Raw genomic sequence first — 17,132 nt, forward strand, 5'->3', positions numbered from 1 at the left:
CCGAGGAGGAGCAGGGGCGGCGGCTCAGCCGAAGTCGGGGATGGGGTGGCCCGGGGCGAGGGCGGCGGCGATGCGCTGGGCGATGGTGTGGGCGTTGTGGTCGGCCGGGGCGCTCGGGCCGTTGGTGGTCGAGACGGCGATGGCCAGGTGCTCGCAGGGGAGGTAGTCCTGGGAGGCGGAGTAGCCGAAGAACAGCGGGTGCTGGGAGATCCAGCCGCCGACGACGAGGACGCCCATGCCGTAGTGGGTGGCCTCGGTCTGCGGGATGCAGATCGTCGCCAGGCACGTGTCGGTCGGGTGGCCGAGTCCTACCGTCCCCGGGTTCAGCAGCTGCTGGTAGGAGGCCGGGGAGAGCAGTTCGCCGGCGCCGATGGCGACGGCCGATCGTTCCAGGTCGCAGATGTCGGTGGTCTCCACGGCGCCGGGGGCGGTGGTCCACGAGGGGTTCCAGAAGGTCGACTCCTCGTAGGTGCCGCGTTCGGAGGTGAAGGCGTGCAGGACGGGCGTCGGGATGTCGGGGGTGTAGCTGTTGCGGGTCTCGTGCAGGCCGAGCGGGCCCAGGACCTCGCGCTGGAGCAGGACGTCCAGACGGGTTCCGGTGATCTTCTCCAGGGCCTCGCCGAGGAGGACGAAGTTCGCGTGGGAGTAGCTCCAGTTGGTGCCCGGGGCGTACAGCCGGTCCTGGCGGGTGGAGATGGCGACCAGTTCGTCGGCCGTCCACTGGCGGAACGGGTTCGCGTAGACGGCCGGGCCGAAGGACGGGTCCTTGACGTAGTCGGCGAGGCCGGTGGTGGAGGCGCCGAGCATGCGCAGGGTGAACTCGCGGTCGCTGCCCCGAAGGTCGGGCAGCCAGCGCGAGACGGGGTCGTCGAGGCCGACGACGCCCTGGTCGACCAGCCGCAGGAGTGCGGTGCCCAGGTAGCTGATGGCGATGTTGCCGTTGCGGAAGTGCATCGCGGGCTCGGCCGGGACGCCGGTCATCGACTCGCCGAGCGCGCCGGTGACGAGCTCGCGGCCGTCGACGGTGACCCGCAGGATCACCGACTTCAGGTCCAGCTCGGCCTTGGCCTGCTCGGCGATCCGCAGGACGTCGGCGGCCGGGCCGCCGTCGGGCGGGGCGGAGGCGGCGCAGGGACGGTGGTGGTGACCCTCGGGCTCCGCGCCGGCGGGTGCGGCCGGGGCGGTGAGGGCGAGGAGCGCGGTGACGGCGGCGAGGCGCAGCAGGGCGTTCCGGGTGGTCCTGCGGGTGGGTGTCATGCGCGCAGTATCGGGTGGGGGCGGCCGGGCGCCGGGTGTGGTCGCGGGCGACCCGCGTGAACGTCACCCGTCGGGTCCGCAGGGCGGGGCGCGACCGGACGGCGGGCAGGGGGCTCGGCTGGGCGGGTCAAGGTGGTGGGCGGGCCGTTTCCCCGGGGCGTCGGCGGGTGACTCCTTGCCGCCGGGGCCGTTCCCGTCCCCTCGCCGAATCGTCGTCCGGAGGATCCGCCGTGCCGCTTCGCTCTCGTCGCCGCCCCGGGGGCGCGCTCGCCGTCCTGCTCGCCACCGCCTCGGTGGTGCTGGTGCCCGCCGCTCCCGCCTCGGCCGGGGGCGGTCACGGGGACGACGGCCGGGGGCTGCGGGCCCGGTTGCAGGAGCTGGTCGACCGTCCGGACGGGCCGCCCGGGGCGATCGCGGTGCTGCGCGACGGCGACCGCGTGCGGGTGGTGCGGGCCGGGGTGTCGAAGGTCGGCACCCGCCGCCCGCCGGAGCCCGCCGACCACATGCGGCTCGCCAGCGCCGCGAAGGCGTTCAGCGGCGCGGTCGCGCTGCGGCTCGTCGACTGCGGGCTGCTCGGCCTGGACGACACCGTCGCCGGGCGGCTGCCCGCGCTGCCCGCCGACTGGGGCGCGGTGACGCTGCGCCAGCTGCTCAACCACACCAGCGGGCTGCCGGACTACAGCTCGGCGCCGGACTTCGTCGACATCATCCTCGCCGAGCCGCACCACGTGTTCGACTCCCGGCACCTGCTGGACTTCGTCGCCGGTGACCCCCTGGAGTTCACCCCCGGCACGCGCTACCAGTACTCCAACTCCGACAACATCGCCGTCGCCCTGATGGCCGAGGCCGCGACCGGGCAGCGCTACGAGGACCTGCTCGCCTCCGAGGTCTACGCTCCGCTCGGGCTCGACGGGACGAGCCTGCCCTCCGGCTTCGAGCTGCCCAGGCCCTACCTGCACGGCTACGCCGTCGAGCCGCCCCACCCGGTGGAGGACGTCAGCACCCGGTTCGGCGCCTCGGGTGCCTGGGCCTCGGGCGGGCTGGTCTCCACCCCTCGGGACTTCAGCACCTTCGCGGCCGCCTACGCGGGCGGGCCGCTGATCGGCGACGCCACCCGCCTGGAGCAGCGGGCCTTCGTCGCCGGGGCCTCCGAGCCGGCCGGCCCGGGGGCCAACCGGGCCGGGCTGGGGATCTTCGAGTACACCACCCGGTGCGGCGTCGTGTACGGGCACACGGGCAACACCGCCGGCTACACCCAGTTCGGCGCGGGCACCCCGGACGGGCGGCGCAGCGTCACCGTGTCCGTCACCGAGCAGGTCAACCAGCGCAACAGCCCGGCGCTGCTGGAGCGACTGCGGGCCGTCGAGGAGGACTTCGTCTGCGCGCTGCTGGCGGGGTAACGACGATCGAAGCGGCCGGTCGCCGGCCCGCGCGCCGTGCGCGGGCCGGCGGGATCCCGTCAGATGCCGACGATCCGCAGGTCGCCGTCCGCGATGTAGAGGGTGTGGGCGTCGGGGCCCACCGCCAGGGCCGTCACCCAGTTGAGACCGGTGACCGCCTCGGCCGGGACGAGGGTGTTGGTCGAGGTGTCGAGGGAGAGGATCCGGGCCTTGCCGGTGGAGCTGGAGGAGTCCAGGCAGGCGATGTACAGCCGGGTGCCGTCCGGGCTGACCGACGGGTCGTGCAGCGTTTGTGCCGGGGTGATGCCCAGGTCCGTGGTCGCGGTGACGGTGTCGGCGGCGGGGTCGACCGTGTAGCCGGTGCCGGTGCTGCTCACGCCGTACACGCGGGTGCCGTCCGGGGCCAGTGCCAGAGCGGTCCTGGTGCCGGGGGCGGCGACGGTCCCGGCCACGGCCGGGGGCTCGGCGCTGGTGTCCAGGTGGTCCAGGCCCTCGTCGGTGCTGACGTAGGTGTCGGCGCCGTCCGGCCGGGTGACCACCGACCACAGGGAGCGGCCGGGTACCGTGACGGCGGCGGTGAACGCCTGCTGCTGCGGGGAGAACTCCAGGACCCGGGCGCCCGGTTGGACCGGCTGGTGCCAGGGCGAGGGTCCGTCCTGGGTGACGTAGACCCGTGAGCCGTCCGGGCTGACCGTCAGTGCGCTCAGGCCCCCGGGGCTGGTCCCGTCCGGGCGCGGCTGGTCCGGCGCGAGCGTGGTGGAGACCACCGTGCCGGTGGCCGTGTCGACGGCGCCCAGCGTGGACAGCGGCAGCAGGCTCATCGCGCCGAACAGCACGTAGACCCGCGAGCCGTCCGGGCTGACCGCCACCGGCCCGGCGTCGGCCCCGTACCCGGTGGTCAGCGTGACCGTGGCGGTGACCGCACCGCTCCGGGTGTCGACCGCCTTCAGCTTGACGCCGTTCATGCCGTCCTTGACCGAGACGTACGCCGTGCGCCCGTCCGGGCTGACCGCCACCGAGGCGGGCTCCGAGCCCAGGGCGACGGTCTGCGGGACACCCCGGACCGGTCCGTCGGGCGCGTCGTCCGCCCCCGCGGCGCCGGCCCCGGCGAGCAGCAGTGCTCCCGCCGTCACCAGAGCGCCTAACCAACGAGCCTTCGACACGAGCGAGTTCACGGTGCCCTCCCCTTGGCGTGCCGCGGGTCCCCGCGGCGGGAGGCAAACGCTACGGGACGGGCGGGGCGTCCGAGGCGGGTCCCAGGCTCGGGGGATCAGGAGCAGTGGTAGGGGAAGGTGGCGGTCGCGGTGCGGGCGCCGGGCGAGAGGATCTGCAGGGTGGCGGTGGCCTGGAGGGAGCCCTGGCCGTCGAAGGTCCAGCGCAGCACCAGGTCGGTGTGGCGGGTGCCGGAGCGGACGTCCTGCACGAGCTCGTCCGAGGTCGTGCCGTCGCTGCGCTGCCAGCGGTAACGGATGCTGCCGGCGCCGCCGTTGGTCTCCACCGAGGCCGTGACGACGGCGGTGCCGCCGCAGCCGGGGCCCGCCGGGTCGGTGGTCACGCCGACGGAGGTGACGGCCAGGGCGGTCGTGTGGAAGCGCCAGAACAGCAGCGCCAGGACGGCGAGGAGCACGGCCACCGGCACCAGCCACCTGCGCACGCGGCGGGGCCGCTTGGGCTGCCGGTCCGCGGGCGTCTCGCCGTGCCACGCGGCGGCGGCCTGCGGCGGGACGCCGGGGCCGAAGCGGCGCAACTCGCCGGGGGCGAGGGGGTGTTCGTCCGGTGCGGCGGCCGGGGTGGAGACGGAGGCCTCGGGCGCGGGCTCCTCGGGCGCGGCCTCCTCGGGCAGCGGGATCGGCTCGGGCAGCGTGGCGCTCTCCCCCGCCCCCGGCGCGCCGCCCCACACCCGCGGGTCGAGGAACGTCGCGCTCTCGGCCTCCGCCTCCGCCCCGGCCTCGGGCAGCGGGATCGGCTCGGGCAGCGTGGCGCTCTCCCCCGCCCCCGGCGCGCCGCCCCACACCCGCGGGTCGAGGAAGGTCGCACTCTCGGCCTCGGCGGAGTCGAGGCGCACGGTGGCCTCGGCGTCCGGTGTGGCGGCGGGCGCGGGCGCCGGGGAGAGCCGGACGGTGCGGTCCGTGCGCGGGTCGGGCGCGCCGAGCGGCGAGCGGGGCAGCGGGACCGTCCCGGACTCCCCCTTGTCCAGACGGACCGTCTCCACCGCGTCCGGCCCGCCCAGCGGCGGCCGGGGGAACGGGACGGTCTCACCCTCCCCCGTCAGGCGCAGGCGCTCCTCGTTGTCGAGGCGCACCGTCTCCACCACATCCGGCCCAGCCAGCGGCGGGCGCGGCAGCGGAACCGTCCCGGACTCCCCCGTCAGACGCAGGCGCTCCTCGTTGTCCAGACGGACCGTCTCCACCGCATCCGGCCCGCCCAGCGGCGAGCGCGGCAGCCGGACGGTCCGGTCCGCGCGCGGGTCGGAAACTCCGCCGAGGCGCGTCGTCGCCTCGGCGGCGTCCGTGCGGCTGGTCTCCTCCCCCTCGCCCGTACCCGGACCGAGCCGGACGGTCTGGTCGGCGCCCGGGGTGGGGGCGGCGTCGGGGTGGGGCGTGGACATGGCTTTCTCCAGGGCGAGGGGTGGGGCGGCTGTGACCGGGACCGACAGGGCGTCAGCGGGGCGGGTTGCAGGTGAAGGCGTACAGCTCGGCGGACGTCTTGCCCGGTGCGGTCGCGGCCGGGCTGGTGCCGACGCGGACGCCCCAGGTCGTGGAGTTGTCGGCGGAGCCGAAGTTGTGGACGCGGGTGATGGTGGCGCGGCCGTTCTGGACCGGCACGGTGTCGGTGGCGACGGTGGCGGCGCGTCCGCCCGAGCTGTGGTACCAGCTGAGGGTCAGGGTGCCGGTCGCGTTGCCCTGGGCGGCCACGGTGACGGTGGCGGTCAGGGCCCACTGGCCGCTGCAGGACAGCGAGTCCAGGTTCACCGAGCTGATGGTGAGGGTGGCGGGCGCGACGGTCTGGGTCGGCGAGGGCGAGGGCGCCGAGGAGGTCGGCCCGCCCTGCACGGGACCGGGCCCCGGGCCGGGGCCGGGGCCGGCGGGCGGGGCGGACGCCGGTGCGCCGGGGCCGGCCGGGGCCGGCTGCGGGCCGGTGGCGGGGGCCGCGGGCGTGCCCGGTGCGGCGGGTGTCTTGCCGCCCGGCGTGGCCGGGGCGGACGGGGTCGCGGTGGCGGTCGCGCTGGTGGACGCGGTGGCCGTCGGCGTCGCCGTGGCGGGCGGGGTCGCGGTGGCGCCGGTCGTGCTGGGCGGGGCGGACGGGCTGCCGGTCGGGTCGTGCGCGCCGAGGCTGGTGGTGGCCTCGGGCGAGGCGCCGCCGAGCACGGTGCGGGCGCCGCCGTCGGCGGCTCCCGCCATGGCGACGGTGGTGAGGGTGGCCAGGGCGATGACGCCGGCCGCGACGCCGGTGAGGACCTTGCCGCGGGTCCCGATACGGGCGGTCAGGGGCAGGCTGGCGGCGGCCGGTGCGGCGTCGGCGCCCACGTCCATGGCGGCGTCCGTGTAGGCGTCCGTCTCGGCCGGGCCGAGGAGGGTGTGGGCCAGCGAGGTGCCGCCGCCGGCCGCTCCGCCGGCGCCGGGCAGCAGCAGCGCGAGCAGGGCGACCAGCGCGGTCAGGTCGCGGCGGCCCTTCTCCTCCCAGTACGGCCCGTAGGCGGCGGCCGCGACGGCCTCCAGCTGTTCGACGAGCGCGGCCGCGCTGTCGGGCCGGGCCTCGGGTTCCTTGGCCAGGCCCGCCAGGATCAGCGGCCGGACGGGCTCCGGGGCCAGTTCGGCCGGGATCGGCGCCTCGCTGTGCTGGACGGCGAGTTCGACGATCGTGGCGCCCTCGTAGGGGCGGGCGCCGGTGAGGCACTCGAAGAAGGTGGCGGTCGCCGCGTAGACGTCGCCCGCCGGGGAGGCGGGCCGGCCCGCCCACTGCTCGGGCGGCATGTAGGCGGGGGTGCCGGAGACGTCGCGGTCGGCGCCGCTGGGCACGGCGATGCCGAAGTCGACGAGCTTGGACGTGCCGACGGTGTCGACCAGGACGTTGGCGGGCTTGTAGTCGCGGTGCACGACGCCGGCCCCGTGCGCGGCGGCCAGGCCCAGCAGCGAGCCCTTCAGGACCACCAGGGCGGCCTCCGGAGTGGTGGCGCCCTCCGCGCGCAGCAGGTCGCGCAGCGCGATGCCGTCGACCAGTTCCATCACGATGGCCGAGCCCTGCTCGCCCTCGACGTACTCGTAGAGCCGGGTGACGTACGGGGAGTCGATGCCGGCGAGGACCTCGGCCTCGGCGCGCAGCGCGGCGGAGGCGGCGGAGGCGTGGAGGTGCTTGATCGCCACCGGGGTGCCGGTGTCGCGGTGGCGGGCGAGCACGACCCGCCCGCTCGCCCCGGCGCCGAGCTCGCGCTCGTAGAGGTACTCCGGGAGCTCCCAGAGGTGTTCGGCGGGCGTGGTGTCGCCGCCGCCGGGTCTGTGGCCCTCGGCCTGTCTGTCGTCCATCGTCCTGCGCTCTTCCCGTTCCTGCTCGCTGCCTGCTCGGCTCCGCGGCGCCGCACCTTACGGCACGCCGACTACCGGCGGGGACGCGGGCCGTGAACTGCGGGTTCCGGCGGTCGCGGCCGGGAAGGTCACGATTCGGGTGCTTCGTACAGGGCCCCAATTTCGGTCGTACCGGCAGGATCTGGTCCCGGGTGTGGCAGGATGCGAGTCGATCATGGACTCCAGGGAGGGGACCCGGTGCGGTTGCGTGGCGTGGTGTCGGCTGCCGTCGTCGCGGCGGCGCTCGCCTTGTCCGGTTGTTCGCAGGAACCGCCCGTGCGGGCGGCGGACGGCGGCCCGTCCCCGGCGGGGGCTCCGGCGCAGGTCCGGCTGCGCGACGCACTCCTGACCGACCGTCAACTGCCGCCCGATTTCCGACTGTTGACTGCTTCGGCTACACCTGACCGGCACTTCTCGGACGTCCCGATCACGGCCATGCCGTGCGAGGAGCTCGTGGTGGAGGGCTTCACGGCGAGGCACGACCGCCCCGCGGAGGGCGTGTCGGTGGGGCTGGAGAAGCCGTCCGACGACTGGTTCGGCCGGGAGTCGCTCGACCGGTACCCGCCCGGGCGGGCCGCCGCCGTCATGGCGGCCGTCCACGGCGCCGCGCAGCGCTGCGCCTCGTACACCGCCACGCTTCCCGTCGACGGTTCCCCGACGAGGAACACGGTGTCCACGGCGGGAGTGGGCGGCGTGGCGGCCGACGACGGCCTGGTGCTGCGGATCTCCGCGCTCGGCCCCGGCGATGGCGAGCCGTACGTGACCGAGGTGGCACTGGTCCGCGAGGGCGACGTGATCCTCACCGTGCACAAGACCGTCGCGCAGCAGCCCCGGTCCAGCGTGGAGGCCGTCCTGCCGGCCGCGGTGGCGGCGTACCGGGCGGCGGCCGGTACGCCGTAGGCGCCGGGCAGCCTTCCGCTCCGCCCGGCGGGCGGCCTTTCGCCGTAGGCGCCGGGTAGCCTTCCGCTCCGCCCGGCGGGCGGCCTTTCGCCGTAGGTTGGCGGGATGACGGCCGAGTTCGAGACTTTCGCGCGTACCGCCACCGGTTTCACCCCCTACCCGTACCAGGTGGCGCTGGCCGCCGAGGGACTGCCCGCGCTGCTGGAGGCGCCCACCGGGGCGGGCAAGACCGTGGCCGCCGTGCTGCCGTGGCTGTACCGGCGGCTGGTCACGGCGCCCGGGGACACGCCGCGACGGCTGGTGCTGGTGCTGCCGCGGCACAGCCTCGCCGACCAGACCTTCGCCCGGATCGCGGGGTGGCTGGAACGCCTGGGGCTGACGGGCGAGGTGGGGCTGCACCTGCTCGCGGGCGCGGCGGCGCAGGAGGGCGGCTGGCGGCGCGCGCCCGAGCGCAGCGCGATCCTGGTCGGCGCGCACGACGTGCTGCTCAGCCGGGCGCTCATGCGCGGCTACGCGGACGCGCGGACGATGGCGCCGGTCTCGTACGCGCTGCTGCACACGGACGCGCAGTGGGTGTTCGACGAGGCGCACCTGCTCGGGCCCGGCCTGTCCACGGGTGTGCAACTCCAGCGGCTGCGCGATGAGCTGGGGACGGCGGCGGCGACCCGGACGATGTGGATGTCGTCGGTGCGCGGGCCTTTCGACCCCGGCGGCAGCGCGGTACGTGCGCCGGAGGCGGCCGGGACGCTGCGGCGGATCGCCCGGCTCGACGTCGGGCCCGGACGGTACGCCGCCGCGCTGGCGCGGGCCGTCGCCGGTGCGCACGTGCCCGGCACCCGGACCGTCGTGGTGCTCGACTCGCCGGAGCGGGCGCGGGCCGTGCACGCGGGCCTGGCCGAACTGGGGTGCGCGGCGCTCCTGCTGCACCCGCACTTCCGGGCCGCCGACCGCCGCCGCGTCCTGGCCGCCGCCGAGGCCGAAGGCGACCTCGTGCTCGTCACCACTCCCGCCGTGGAGGCCGGGCCGGACCTCTCCGGCCGCACCGTGGTCACCGAACTCGCGCCCTGGGCCTCGCTGGTGCAGCGCGCCGGGCGCTGCAACCGGCACGGCGAGCACCCGGATGGCGGCGACCTGCTGTGGTGCACGCCGCCCGAGGGCGGCGATGCGGCCGTCGCGCGCTGGCTGACCGCCCACGAGGGCCGGGCCGTCACCCCCGGCGACCTGCTGGCGGCCCGCGTCGGGACGCCGCCCGCGCCGCCGGGGCCCGGGCGCGAGGACGTCCTGGCCCTGTTCGACTCCCCCGCCGACGCCGCCGACCCCACCGACCCCACCGACCGGGCCGACCCCACCGACCGGGCCGACCAACGGGCCGACCGGGCCGACGCGGTGGACCGGTGGATCTGCGGGCCGTCCGAGGCGGACTCGCTCCCGGCGCTGGCCGCCTGGCGCGCGTGGGAGTCCGGCGCGCCCGGCGAGGAGGAGCCCGACCCGGCGAGCGCCGAACTCTGCCCGGTGCCGCTCGGCGAGCTGCGCCGGCTGCCCGCCGGCCGGGCCTGGCTGCGCGATGCCCTGGACGGCTGGTGGCGCCCCGCGCAGCCGGACGACCTGCGCCCCGGCGTCCGTGTGCTCCTGGACGCCCGTGCCGGCGGCTACCTGCCGGACCTCGGCTGGAGCCCGGCGAGCCCGGCCCCCGTCCCGTGCGAGGCGCCCGGCCCGAGGACGCCGCTCTACGCCTGCACTGCCTGGGTCGGTCTCGACCAGCACCTCCAGGAGACCGCCGAGGAGGCGCAGTCGCTGCTCGCCGCACTTCCTCGACTCCCCGCCGGGCTGGGCGAGGCCGTCGTCGAGGCGGCCCGCTACCACGACCTCGGCAAGTGCCACGACGCCTTCCAGGAGAAGCTGCGGGCCGGCCGCACCGACCCGCCCGCCGGCCTGCTGGCCAAGTCGAAGAACGGCGCCGACCCCCTGCCGCCCTACCGTCCGACCCGCCCCTACTTCCGGCACGAGCTCGTCAGCGCCCTCCTGCTGTGGCACGGCGGTCACGACCCCCTGGTGACCTACCTGGCCGCCGCCCACCACGGCCACGTCCGCGTCACCGTGCGCCCGCGCGGCGACGAGGCCCCGCTGCTGCTCGGCGTCGCCGACGGCGACCGCACCCCGCCCGTCGACCTGTCCACCGGCGAGCACTTCCCGGCCCTCACCCTGCACACCGCCGGCTTCCCGCAGGCCTGGACCGAACGCGCCCTCGCCCTGCGCGACACCCCAGGCCTCGGCCCGTTCCGCCTCGCCTTCCTCGAAACCCTCGTCCGCGTCGCCGACTGGCGCGCCAGCGCCCGCCACGACGGCCCCCTGCCGACACCAGCGGATCGTTGACGAACGACGTGTCAGCATGGACGGATGGATGTGATCTTCAGGGCTCGGAAGCGCGTGACGACGCCGGTTCTCGACATCGCGTACGAGCAGTTCGGGGAGTCCGGGGAGTCCGGGGAGTCCGGGGCGGGCGCGGGGGTGCCGGTGGTCCTGCTGCACGGATTCCCCTATGACGTGCGGGCGTTCGACGAGGTGGCGGCGCGGCTCGCCGCGCGCGGGCGGGTCGCGCTGGTGCCGTACCTGCGCGGGTGCGGGCCGACGGCGTTCCGGGACGAGGGGGCGATGCGCAGCGGGCAGCAGGCCGCGCTCGGGCAGGACCTGGCCGACTTCCTGGACGCGCTGGGGATCGGGCGGGCGGTGGTCGCCGGGTACGACTGGGGCGGGCGGGCGGCGTGCGTGGCGGCGGCGCTGTGGCCGGAACGCGTCGCGGGGCTGGTGACGGGCGGCGGCTATCTCGTCCAGGACATCGCGGGTTCGGTGGAGCCGGTTTCGCCGGAGGCGGAGCGCAATCTCTGGTACCAGCACTATTTCCACTCGGAGCGTGGGCGAAGGGGATTGGAGCGCAACCGCGAGGAGCTGTGCGCGTTGCTCTGGCGGCTGTGGTCGCCGACGTGGGCCGGGGCCGGCGAGGCATTCGGGGCGTCGGCGGCGAGCCTGCACAATCCGGACTTCGTCGACGTCGTGGTGCACTCCTACCGGCACCGGTTCGGGCTCGTGGCGGGGGATCCGCGCTACCAGGCGCTGGAGGACCGGCTCGCGGCCGGGCCGCCGATCACGGTGCCGACGGTCGTGCTGGTCGGCGGCGCGGACGGGGTGATCCCCGTCGACGTACAGGGCGATACCGGGCGCTTCCGCGGGCCGTGCGAGGTCACCGTCCTGCCGGGGATCGGGCACAACGTGCCGCAGGAGGCTCCCGGGGCGTTCGCGGACGCGGTGCTGGGACTGCCCGGCCCGCCCCACTGATGCGCATTACGCCTGGCCGCCCACCGGGGACGGGGACGGGCCGCCGCCGTGCCTGCCGACGTTCCTGGAGATGACCGGGGAGCACCACGAGCGCGTGCGCCGCGCCGTGCTGCCGCTGTTCGGGCGCGGGGGCTGGAGTTCATGCGGCCGGCGACCTGGTCCTGCTGTCCCTGGACGCCGCCAACCACGACCCCGCGGCGTTCACCGGCGCCGAGGACTTCGACCCCGCCCGCTCCCCCAACCCCCACCTGCGCTTCGGCTACGGCCGCCACCACTGCCCCGGCGCCCACCTGGTGCGCCGGCACTCCGACACCGCCTTCCGCACCCTGCTCACCCACCTCCCCGCCACCCTGCGCCTCGCCGCCCCGCCCGCCGACATCCCCTGGCACCCCAACCGCATGGCCATCACCCCGGCCGCCGTCCCGGTCACCTGGTGAACCGATGAATTGGTGACCCGGTGAACCGGTGTGGGGCGCCCGGGACCGTCCTGGCGCCCCACACCGTGCTTTCGCGCCCGGCCGGGCGAAAACCCGTGGCCGGACGGGCGGGTGGGGCGGTTGACTGGGGCGGACACGGCATCGGGCGGCGAGGAGGAATCCGTGGAGGCCCCGGCTTTCGAGGTCCGGCTGACCGGCACCCCGGCCCGCGACGCGACCGCCCTGCGGGCGGTGCGGGCGGTCACCGGCCTGAGCCTGTGGCGCAGCCGGCAGGTGCTGGACGGCCCGCCCGCCGTCGTCCAGGCGGGTGCCCCGTTCGACATCGCCGTCCGGCTGGCCCGGCAGCTGCGCGAGGCCGGTGTGCCGGCCGACGTCCGGTGCGACTGGTGCCGGCGCACGCTGCCGGGCGACGGCACCGCGGTCGATCCCGGGCCGTGCGCGTCGCAGTACTGGCCCGTCGCGCACTGCGGGGCCAACTCCGTGACGGACTGCGACTGCTGGGTCTGCGCGCTGCGCGGCCAGGGCTGATCCCGGGCCGTCGCGGTCGACGGCCCGGGCCGCGGTCAGGGCGTGATGACGAACGAGCGGATGGTGTCGAAGTCGACGAATATCCGGCCCGGCCCGAGCAGCGGCTCGCAGTCGACTCCCCCGGGGCCTCGGCACAGCGACACCCGGCCGCCGGTCAGGTTGTTATCCAGCCATCCCATGCCGTGCACGTTGGACGGGGTGTGCACCCCGTAGCCGTAGAAGACCATGATCGGCTGGTCCGGGACGAGGATGCACACGGCTTCCCGCGGGCATTGCTCGACCGTGTCGGCCCGGGCCGTGCCCGTGCCGACGAGGGTGGTGGCGGCGAGGGCGGCCGCGGCGGCGCCCGTTGCGAGGACGGCCTTCAGGCTCTTCATCGGCTCTTCCTTCCGTTTCGTGACCGATCGTCAGGAACCCCACCCATGGAACGTCGTGGGTGGGGTGCCGGTCGAATGGTTCGAAGGAATTCGAAGACGATCACCTGGGAATGCCCGGGCCGCCGGGCGGAGGCCGGCGGCCCGGGGCGGGCCCGGTTCTACCTGTAGCGGTAGCGGATGCGGCCGCGGGAGAGGTCGTAGGGGCTGAGCTCCACGAGGACGCGGTCCTCGGGGAGGATCTTGATGTAGTTCTTGCGGATCTTCCCGCTGATGTGGGCGAGCACGACGTGCCCGTTCTGGAGCTGCACCTTGAAGGTCGCGTTGCGCAGGCACTCGGTGACGGTGCCCTCGACTTCGATGGCTCCTGTTGATTTGGTCATGGTTTCCCGTTTCCGGTCGGTGGGGCGGTGGATCGCTTGTGTGGTGTGGCGGGGCGTCAGCGGCGGACGAGTTCCAGGATGCTGCCCACATGCTCGGCGCCCACGCCTTCGAGGAGGGCGATGGCGGCCGTGTTGGTCTCGTCGGCCTCGGCCCAGGCCGAGGCCGTCCCGGCGTGGTGCAGCGAGCCCAGTGTGTGGGCCAGCAGCGCCCGGGCGATGCCCCTGCGCTGCGCCTCGGCGCGGACGGCGATGAGGCCGATCCGCGGCCGGCGGGTGACCGGGGCGAGGCGGAGCAGGCCGAGGTAGCGGCCGTCCTGCTGCGCGACGACGTACTTCGACGGGTCGACGACGGTGGTGCCCGCCGGGCGGGGCAGTACCTCGGCCGGCATCGTCCGCCAGCCGGGGCCGGCCCCGACCTCGTCGCGCACGGCGCGGTCCAGGTCGTGCAGTGGGCCTTCCTGCGCCTGGCCGGCGGGCACGATCGTCACGCCCGCCGGGGGCCGTGCCGGGGCGAGCCCGGTGGTGTGCGGGTCGGTGGGCACGACGTAGGTCCGCTCGCGGCGGGCGGTGGTGAAGCCGAGCCGCTGCCAGGCGGCCACCGCGTCGTGGTCGGCTTCGTCGGCGACGGTGTGCAGCGGCGCCGGCAGGTCGGCGAGCATCGTGGCGGCGAGGCGGTCGCGGGCCGCGTCGTGCCAGGCGTCGATGCTGACGAAGAGCCGCCCGTCGGGCCTGTTCGAGGCGTCGGCACGGCCGACGACCAGGTCGCCGTCGAGGGCCTGCCACTGCGTGTCGGCGGTACGGGTGACGGTGAGCGCGTGCTCGCGCGGGCCCGGGACGGGGTGCGGGGAAGAGGATGCGTTCATGGTGTTGCCTTTCGGGAGTGCCTTGTCGCAGGGGCTCCCGGGCGACACCAAACGTCAATCGCCCACCGTGACGACGAGGGGGAGCACCCACACGGATACAGCCTTCATGGGTCTCACACCTCCTCACGTTCTTTCACGGCTGCACAGACAGTAACAGCAAGGAGCGGACCGGCCCAACCGATTTACCGCGGGCGACTGCTCGTCTACTGATCGTCGACGGTCCGTTGACGCGCGCCGCATAGCTTCCTGAGCCTGCGACCCGCCCGGACCGCGGGCCGGTGCCGGAGGGAGGGGCTCTACCTCGGCCGGGCCCGCGACGCGGTCCACCGCGTGTGGTGGCGCCCCACCGGGCGCGCCGCCCCCAAGCTCCCGGGTCCGGACGGCCGTCTCCCCCTCGGCCGCCCGGACCCGGGCCTTTTCGCGCGCTGGCGCCGGGCGGTGTCCGTGCCGTGTGGGAGGCTGCCGCGACGGCGGTGGGCGGCGGGACGGAGGGCCGGCGGGATGGGTTTCGGGGACGGGGTCTGGCGGCTGGTGCGGCAGGAGGAACTGCTCGGCGAGATCCTGGTCGACGGGTCCGACTTCCCGTGGCTGGAGGGGCGCTTCGTCCCCACGCCGGCGTTCGCCGCGGTGAAGCCGTGGTTCGACGAGTCGCTGGCCCTCCTTGAGGCGGACGGGATCGAGCGCTTCGACGACGTCTACGACCGCATCGCGCGGGCCCTGTCGCTCGTGGCCCCGTCGGGTCCGGTCGCCGAGTTCCTGTTGCACATCGAGGACGGCCGCGCCTGGTTCCGGTGGAGCGACGAACCGTTCGACGAGGACTGAGCCCGCGGATGTGATGACACATCAGGAAGGGCTTCCGGCGAATGAGTTGGGCGGGGCGGGGTCGGCGGCGGCGGGGTGCCCGGTGTGGCCGTCGCCCTCGATGTCGACGTGCGGCAGCAGGCGGTCGAGCCAGCGGGGCAGCCACCAGTTGCCGTCGCCGAGCAGGACCATGGTGGCGGGCACGAGCAGGCCGCGGACGACGGTCGCGTCCAGGGCGACGGCGCTCGCCAGGCCGACGCCGAACATCTTGACGACGGGGTCGTCGGACAGCAGGTAGCTCAGGAAGACCGCGACCATGATGAGGGCGGCGGAGCTGATGATCCGCCCGGTCGCGGCGAGGCCGGCCACCACGGCGCGGCGGTTGTCCCGCTCCCGCAGGTAGCCCTCGCGCACGGCGCTGAGCAGGAAGACCTCGTAGTCCATCGACAGGCCGAAGAGCACGGCGAACATCAGCAGGGGCACGTAGCCGGGGATCGGGACGGCGCCCTCCAGGCCGATCAGCCGGGCGCCCGAGCCGTGCTGGAAGACCGCGGTGAGCACGCCGTAGGCGGCGGCGACCGACACCAGGTTCATGACGGCGGCCTTGACGGCGACGACGGGCGAGCGGAAGGCGAGGAGCAGGAGGAGGCCGGCGACGGTCAGGACGAAGCCGACGACGAGCGGCATCCGCTGCGCGATGCGCGCGTTGAGGTCGGCCTGGGCCGCCGGGGCGCCGCCGACGTGCGGCACCTGGCCGCTGCCGGCGGTGGCGGCGGGCAGGACGTCCGAGCGCAGGCGGCGGACGAGTGCGGTGGTGGCCGGGTCGGAGGGGGCGGTGGCCGGGGTGACCTGCCAGCGGGCGGTGCGGCCGTCGGCGGCGAGGGCGGGCGGGCCGACGGCGGCGACGCCCTCGGCGGCGCGCAGGGCGGTGGTGACGGCCGTCAGGCGCGGGTCGGTGCTCCCCGCGCCCGCCTGCACCGGCGCGGGCAGGACGTCGACGACCTGGAGCACGCCGTTGGCGCCCGGGCCGAAGGCCTGGGCCATGCGGTCGTAGGCGGTGCGGCTCATGGTGCCCCGGGCCTTGGCGCCGGCGTCCAGCTGGCCGAGGTGCAGGTGCGCCGCCGGGGCGGCGAGGGCGCCGAGCAGGGCGAGGCCGGCCAGCAGCAGGGGCCACGGCCTGGCCGCGACCAGGGCGGCGATCCGGCCCCAGCCGCGCGGGCGCCCGTCCGGGGCGGGGGCGGCCGGGCGGGGTGTCAGGCGCGTGCCGAGCAGGACGAGGACCGCGGGCAGGAGGGTGAGGTTGACGCCCAGCGCCACCACCACGGCGATCGCGGGCGCGAGGGCCAGGGCGTACAGCAGCGGCAGTCCGCCCAGGGCCAGGCCGGCCAGTGCCGCGACGACGGCGCTGCCGGCGAAGGCGACGGACTTGCCGGAACCGGCGGTGGTGCGCACGGCCGCGTCCTCGACGCCCGCCCTGGCGGCGCGCAGCTCCCGGAAGCGGGTGAGCCCGAAGAGGGTGTAGTCGATGCCGACGCCCAGGCCGATCATCGCGGCGATGGTCTCGCCGGCCTGGGGGACGTCCATCAGGTGGCCGACCAGGCCGAGGACGGGCAGCGCGATGCCGAGACCGACCACCCCGGCGAGCAGCGGCAGGCCGGCGGCGAGGAGGCTGCCGAGGGTGAGGGCGAGGATCACCAGGGCGGTGCCGAGGCCGATGGCCTCGCTGCGCCCGGTGCTCCCCCGGTCGACCGCCGCGGCGAGCTGGCCGCCGGGGGTCACCTCGATGCCGGCGGCGGTGGCCGGTGCGGCCGCGGCGAGCACGGCGTCGGTCGTCTCGGGCGTCACCTCCCGTCCGGAGACGTCGAGTTCGACGGAGAGGTAGGCGGTGTGGCCGTCGGCGCTCGTCGCCGCGGCGCCGGCCGGGTCGTAGGGGGTGGTGACGGCGACGACGTGCGGCACCGCGGCGATGGCGGTGGCGGCGCTGCGGACGGCGGCGGCGGCGCCGGGGGCGGTGAGCGGGGCGGCGCCGGCGGGGGTGTGCAACAGGACCGGCTGCTTGCCGGAAGGCGGGGCGGGGAACGCGCGGGTGGCCGTGTCGAGCGCGGCCTGGCTGTCGCTGCCGGGGATGGAGACGTCCTCGCTGGTGACCCGCCCGAGCAGCCCGACGGCGGTGAGCGCGGCGGCCAGGAGCAGGAGCCAGGCCGCGACGACGCGCTTGGGTCTGCGGGCGCACCAGCGCCCCACCGTGGTGAACATCTGCGGCGAACGGCCTTTCGTACGCGGCGGAAGGGCGC

Annotated in this window: 15 protein-coding genes; 7 read left to right on the top strand and 8 right to left on the bottom strand. The window is 75.9% G+C overall.

What is annotated here, in order from left to right; genetic code table 11:
• Window positions 1-24 precede the first annotated feature (24 nt).
• A complete protein-coding gene (locus ACFVSN_RS41935; protein ID WP_387595197.1) occupies window positions 25-1,257 on the bottom strand; it encodes a serine hydrolase domain-containing protein in 1,233 nt (410 codons plus the stop codon).
• Window positions 1,258-1,487: 230 nt separating this feature from the next.
• Between ACFVSN_RS41935 and ACFVSN_RS41940 the strand changes: the two genes are divergently transcribed.
• The gene (locus ACFVSN_RS41940; protein ID WP_387595194.1) at window positions 1,488-2,657 is read left to right on the top strand and encodes a serine hydrolase domain-containing protein; all 1,170 of its coding nucleotides are present in this window, start codon (window positions 1,488-1,490) and stop codon (window positions 2,655-2,657) included.
• Between the two features lie 59 nt (window positions 2,658-2,716).
• Here ACFVSN_RS41940 and ACFVSN_RS41945 read toward each other — a convergent pair whose 3' ends face one another.
• The 3 genes from ACFVSN_RS41945 to ACFVSN_RS41955 form a co-directional block, all read right to left on the bottom strand.
• Window positions 2,717-3,790 (bottom strand): hypothetical protein, encoded by a 1,074-nt coding sequence (locus ACFVSN_RS41945; protein ID WP_387595191.1) that lies wholly within the window; start codon window positions 3,788-3,790, stop codon window positions 2,717-2,719.
• Between the two features lie 137 nt (window positions 3,791-3,927).
• The gene (locus ACFVSN_RS41950; protein ID WP_387595188.1) at window positions 3,928-5,265 is read right to left on the bottom strand and encodes a hypothetical protein; all 1,338 of its coding nucleotides are present in this window, start codon (window positions 5,263-5,265) and stop codon (window positions 3,928-3,930) included.
• A 52-nt stretch (window positions 5,266-5,317) separates the two neighbouring features.
• Window positions 5,318-7,180, bottom strand: a complete 1,863-nt coding sequence (locus ACFVSN_RS41955; protein WP_387595185.1) for a serine/threonine-protein kinase — start codon at window positions 7,178-7,180, stop codon at window positions 5,318-5,320.
• A gap of 237 nt (window positions 7,181-7,417) precedes the next feature.
• Between ACFVSN_RS41955 and ACFVSN_RS41960 the strand changes: the two genes are divergently transcribed.
• The 5 genes from ACFVSN_RS41960 to ACFVSN_RS41980 all read left to right on the top strand — a co-directional run bounded on the left by ACFVSN_RS41960 (window position 7,418) and on the right by ACFVSN_RS41980 (window position 12,417).
• Window positions 7,418-8,119, top strand: a complete 702-nt coding sequence (locus ACFVSN_RS41960) for a hypothetical protein (protein WP_387595182.1) — start codon at window positions 7,418-7,420, stop codon at window positions 8,117-8,119.
• 105 nt (window positions 8,120-8,224) lie between these two features.
• Window positions 8,225-10,492 carry a CRISPR-associated endonuclease Cas3'' gene (locus ACFVSN_RS41965; protein ID WP_387595179.1) on the top strand — a complete coding sequence of 756 codons (2,268 nt, stop codon included), beginning with the start codon at window positions 8,225-8,227 and terminating at the stop codon, window positions 10,490-10,492.
• 54 nt (window positions 10,493-10,546) lie between these two features.
• On the top strand, window positions 10,547-11,452 hold the full coding sequence (locus ACFVSN_RS41970) for an alpha/beta fold hydrolase (RefSeq protein ID WP_387595176.1): 906 nt from the start codon (window positions 10,547-10,549) through the stop codon (window positions 11,450-11,452).
• 155 nt (window positions 11,453-11,607) lie between these two features.
• Window positions 11,608-11,889 carry a cytochrome P450 gene (locus tag ACFVSN_RS41975; RefSeq protein WP_387595251.1) on the top strand — a complete coding sequence of 94 codons (282 nt, stop codon included), beginning with the start codon at window positions 11,608-11,610 and terminating at the stop codon, window positions 11,887-11,889.
• Between the two features lie 162 nt (window positions 11,890-12,051).
• Window positions 12,052-12,417, top strand: coding sequence for a ribosomal protein L7/L12 (locus ACFVSN_RS41980; protein WP_380498067.1), 366 nt, complete (start codon window positions 12,052-12,054; stop codon window positions 12,415-12,417).
• Between the two features lie 35 nt (window positions 12,418-12,452).
• On the opposite strand, the gene ACFVSN_RS41985 is transcribed toward ACFVSN_RS41980, so the two are convergent.
• The 3 genes from ACFVSN_RS41985 to ACFVSN_RS41995 form a co-directional block, all read right to left on the bottom strand.
• Window positions 12,453-12,794 carry a hypothetical protein gene (locus ACFVSN_RS41985; RefSeq protein ID WP_387595173.1) on the bottom strand — a complete coding sequence of 114 codons (342 nt, stop codon included), beginning with the start codon at window positions 12,792-12,794 and terminating at the stop codon, window positions 12,453-12,455.
• 158 nt (window positions 12,795-12,952) lie between these two features.
• Entirely contained in the window at window positions 12,953-13,174 is a 222-nt protein-coding gene (gene infA / locus ACFVSN_RS41990) for a translation initiation factor IF-1 (protein WP_387595170.1), read from the bottom strand.
• Window positions 13,175-13,230: 56 nt separating this feature from the next.
• Window positions 13,231-14,037, bottom strand: coding sequence for a GNAT family N-acetyltransferase (locus ACFVSN_RS41995; RefSeq protein WP_387595167.1), 807 nt, complete (start codon window positions 14,035-14,037; stop codon window positions 13,231-13,233).
• Window positions 14,038-14,538: 501 nt separating this feature from the next.
• Here ACFVSN_RS41995 and ACFVSN_RS42000 point away from each other — a divergent pair.
• Window positions 14,539-14,859, top strand: coding sequence for a hypothetical protein (locus ACFVSN_RS42000; RefSeq protein WP_380498070.1), 321 nt, complete (start codon window positions 14,539-14,541; stop codon window positions 14,857-14,859).
• 21 nt (window positions 14,860-14,880) lie between these two features.
• Here the strand turns inward: ACFVSN_RS42000 and ACFVSN_RS42005 are convergent, their stop codons facing one another.
• Window positions 14,881-17,094 carry an MMPL family transporter gene (locus ACFVSN_RS42005; RefSeq protein ID WP_387958762.1) on the bottom strand — a complete coding sequence of 738 codons (2,214 nt, stop codon included), beginning with the start codon at window positions 17,092-17,094 and terminating at the stop codon, window positions 14,881-14,883.
• Between the last annotated feature and the right edge of the window lie 38 nt (window positions 17,095-17,132).

Source organism: Kitasatospora sp. NPDC057904, assembly GCF_042887925.1.
In the GTDB taxonomy this organism is placed as follows: domain Bacteria; phylum Actinomycetota; class Actinomycetes; order Streptomycetales; family Streptomycetaceae; genus Kitasatospora.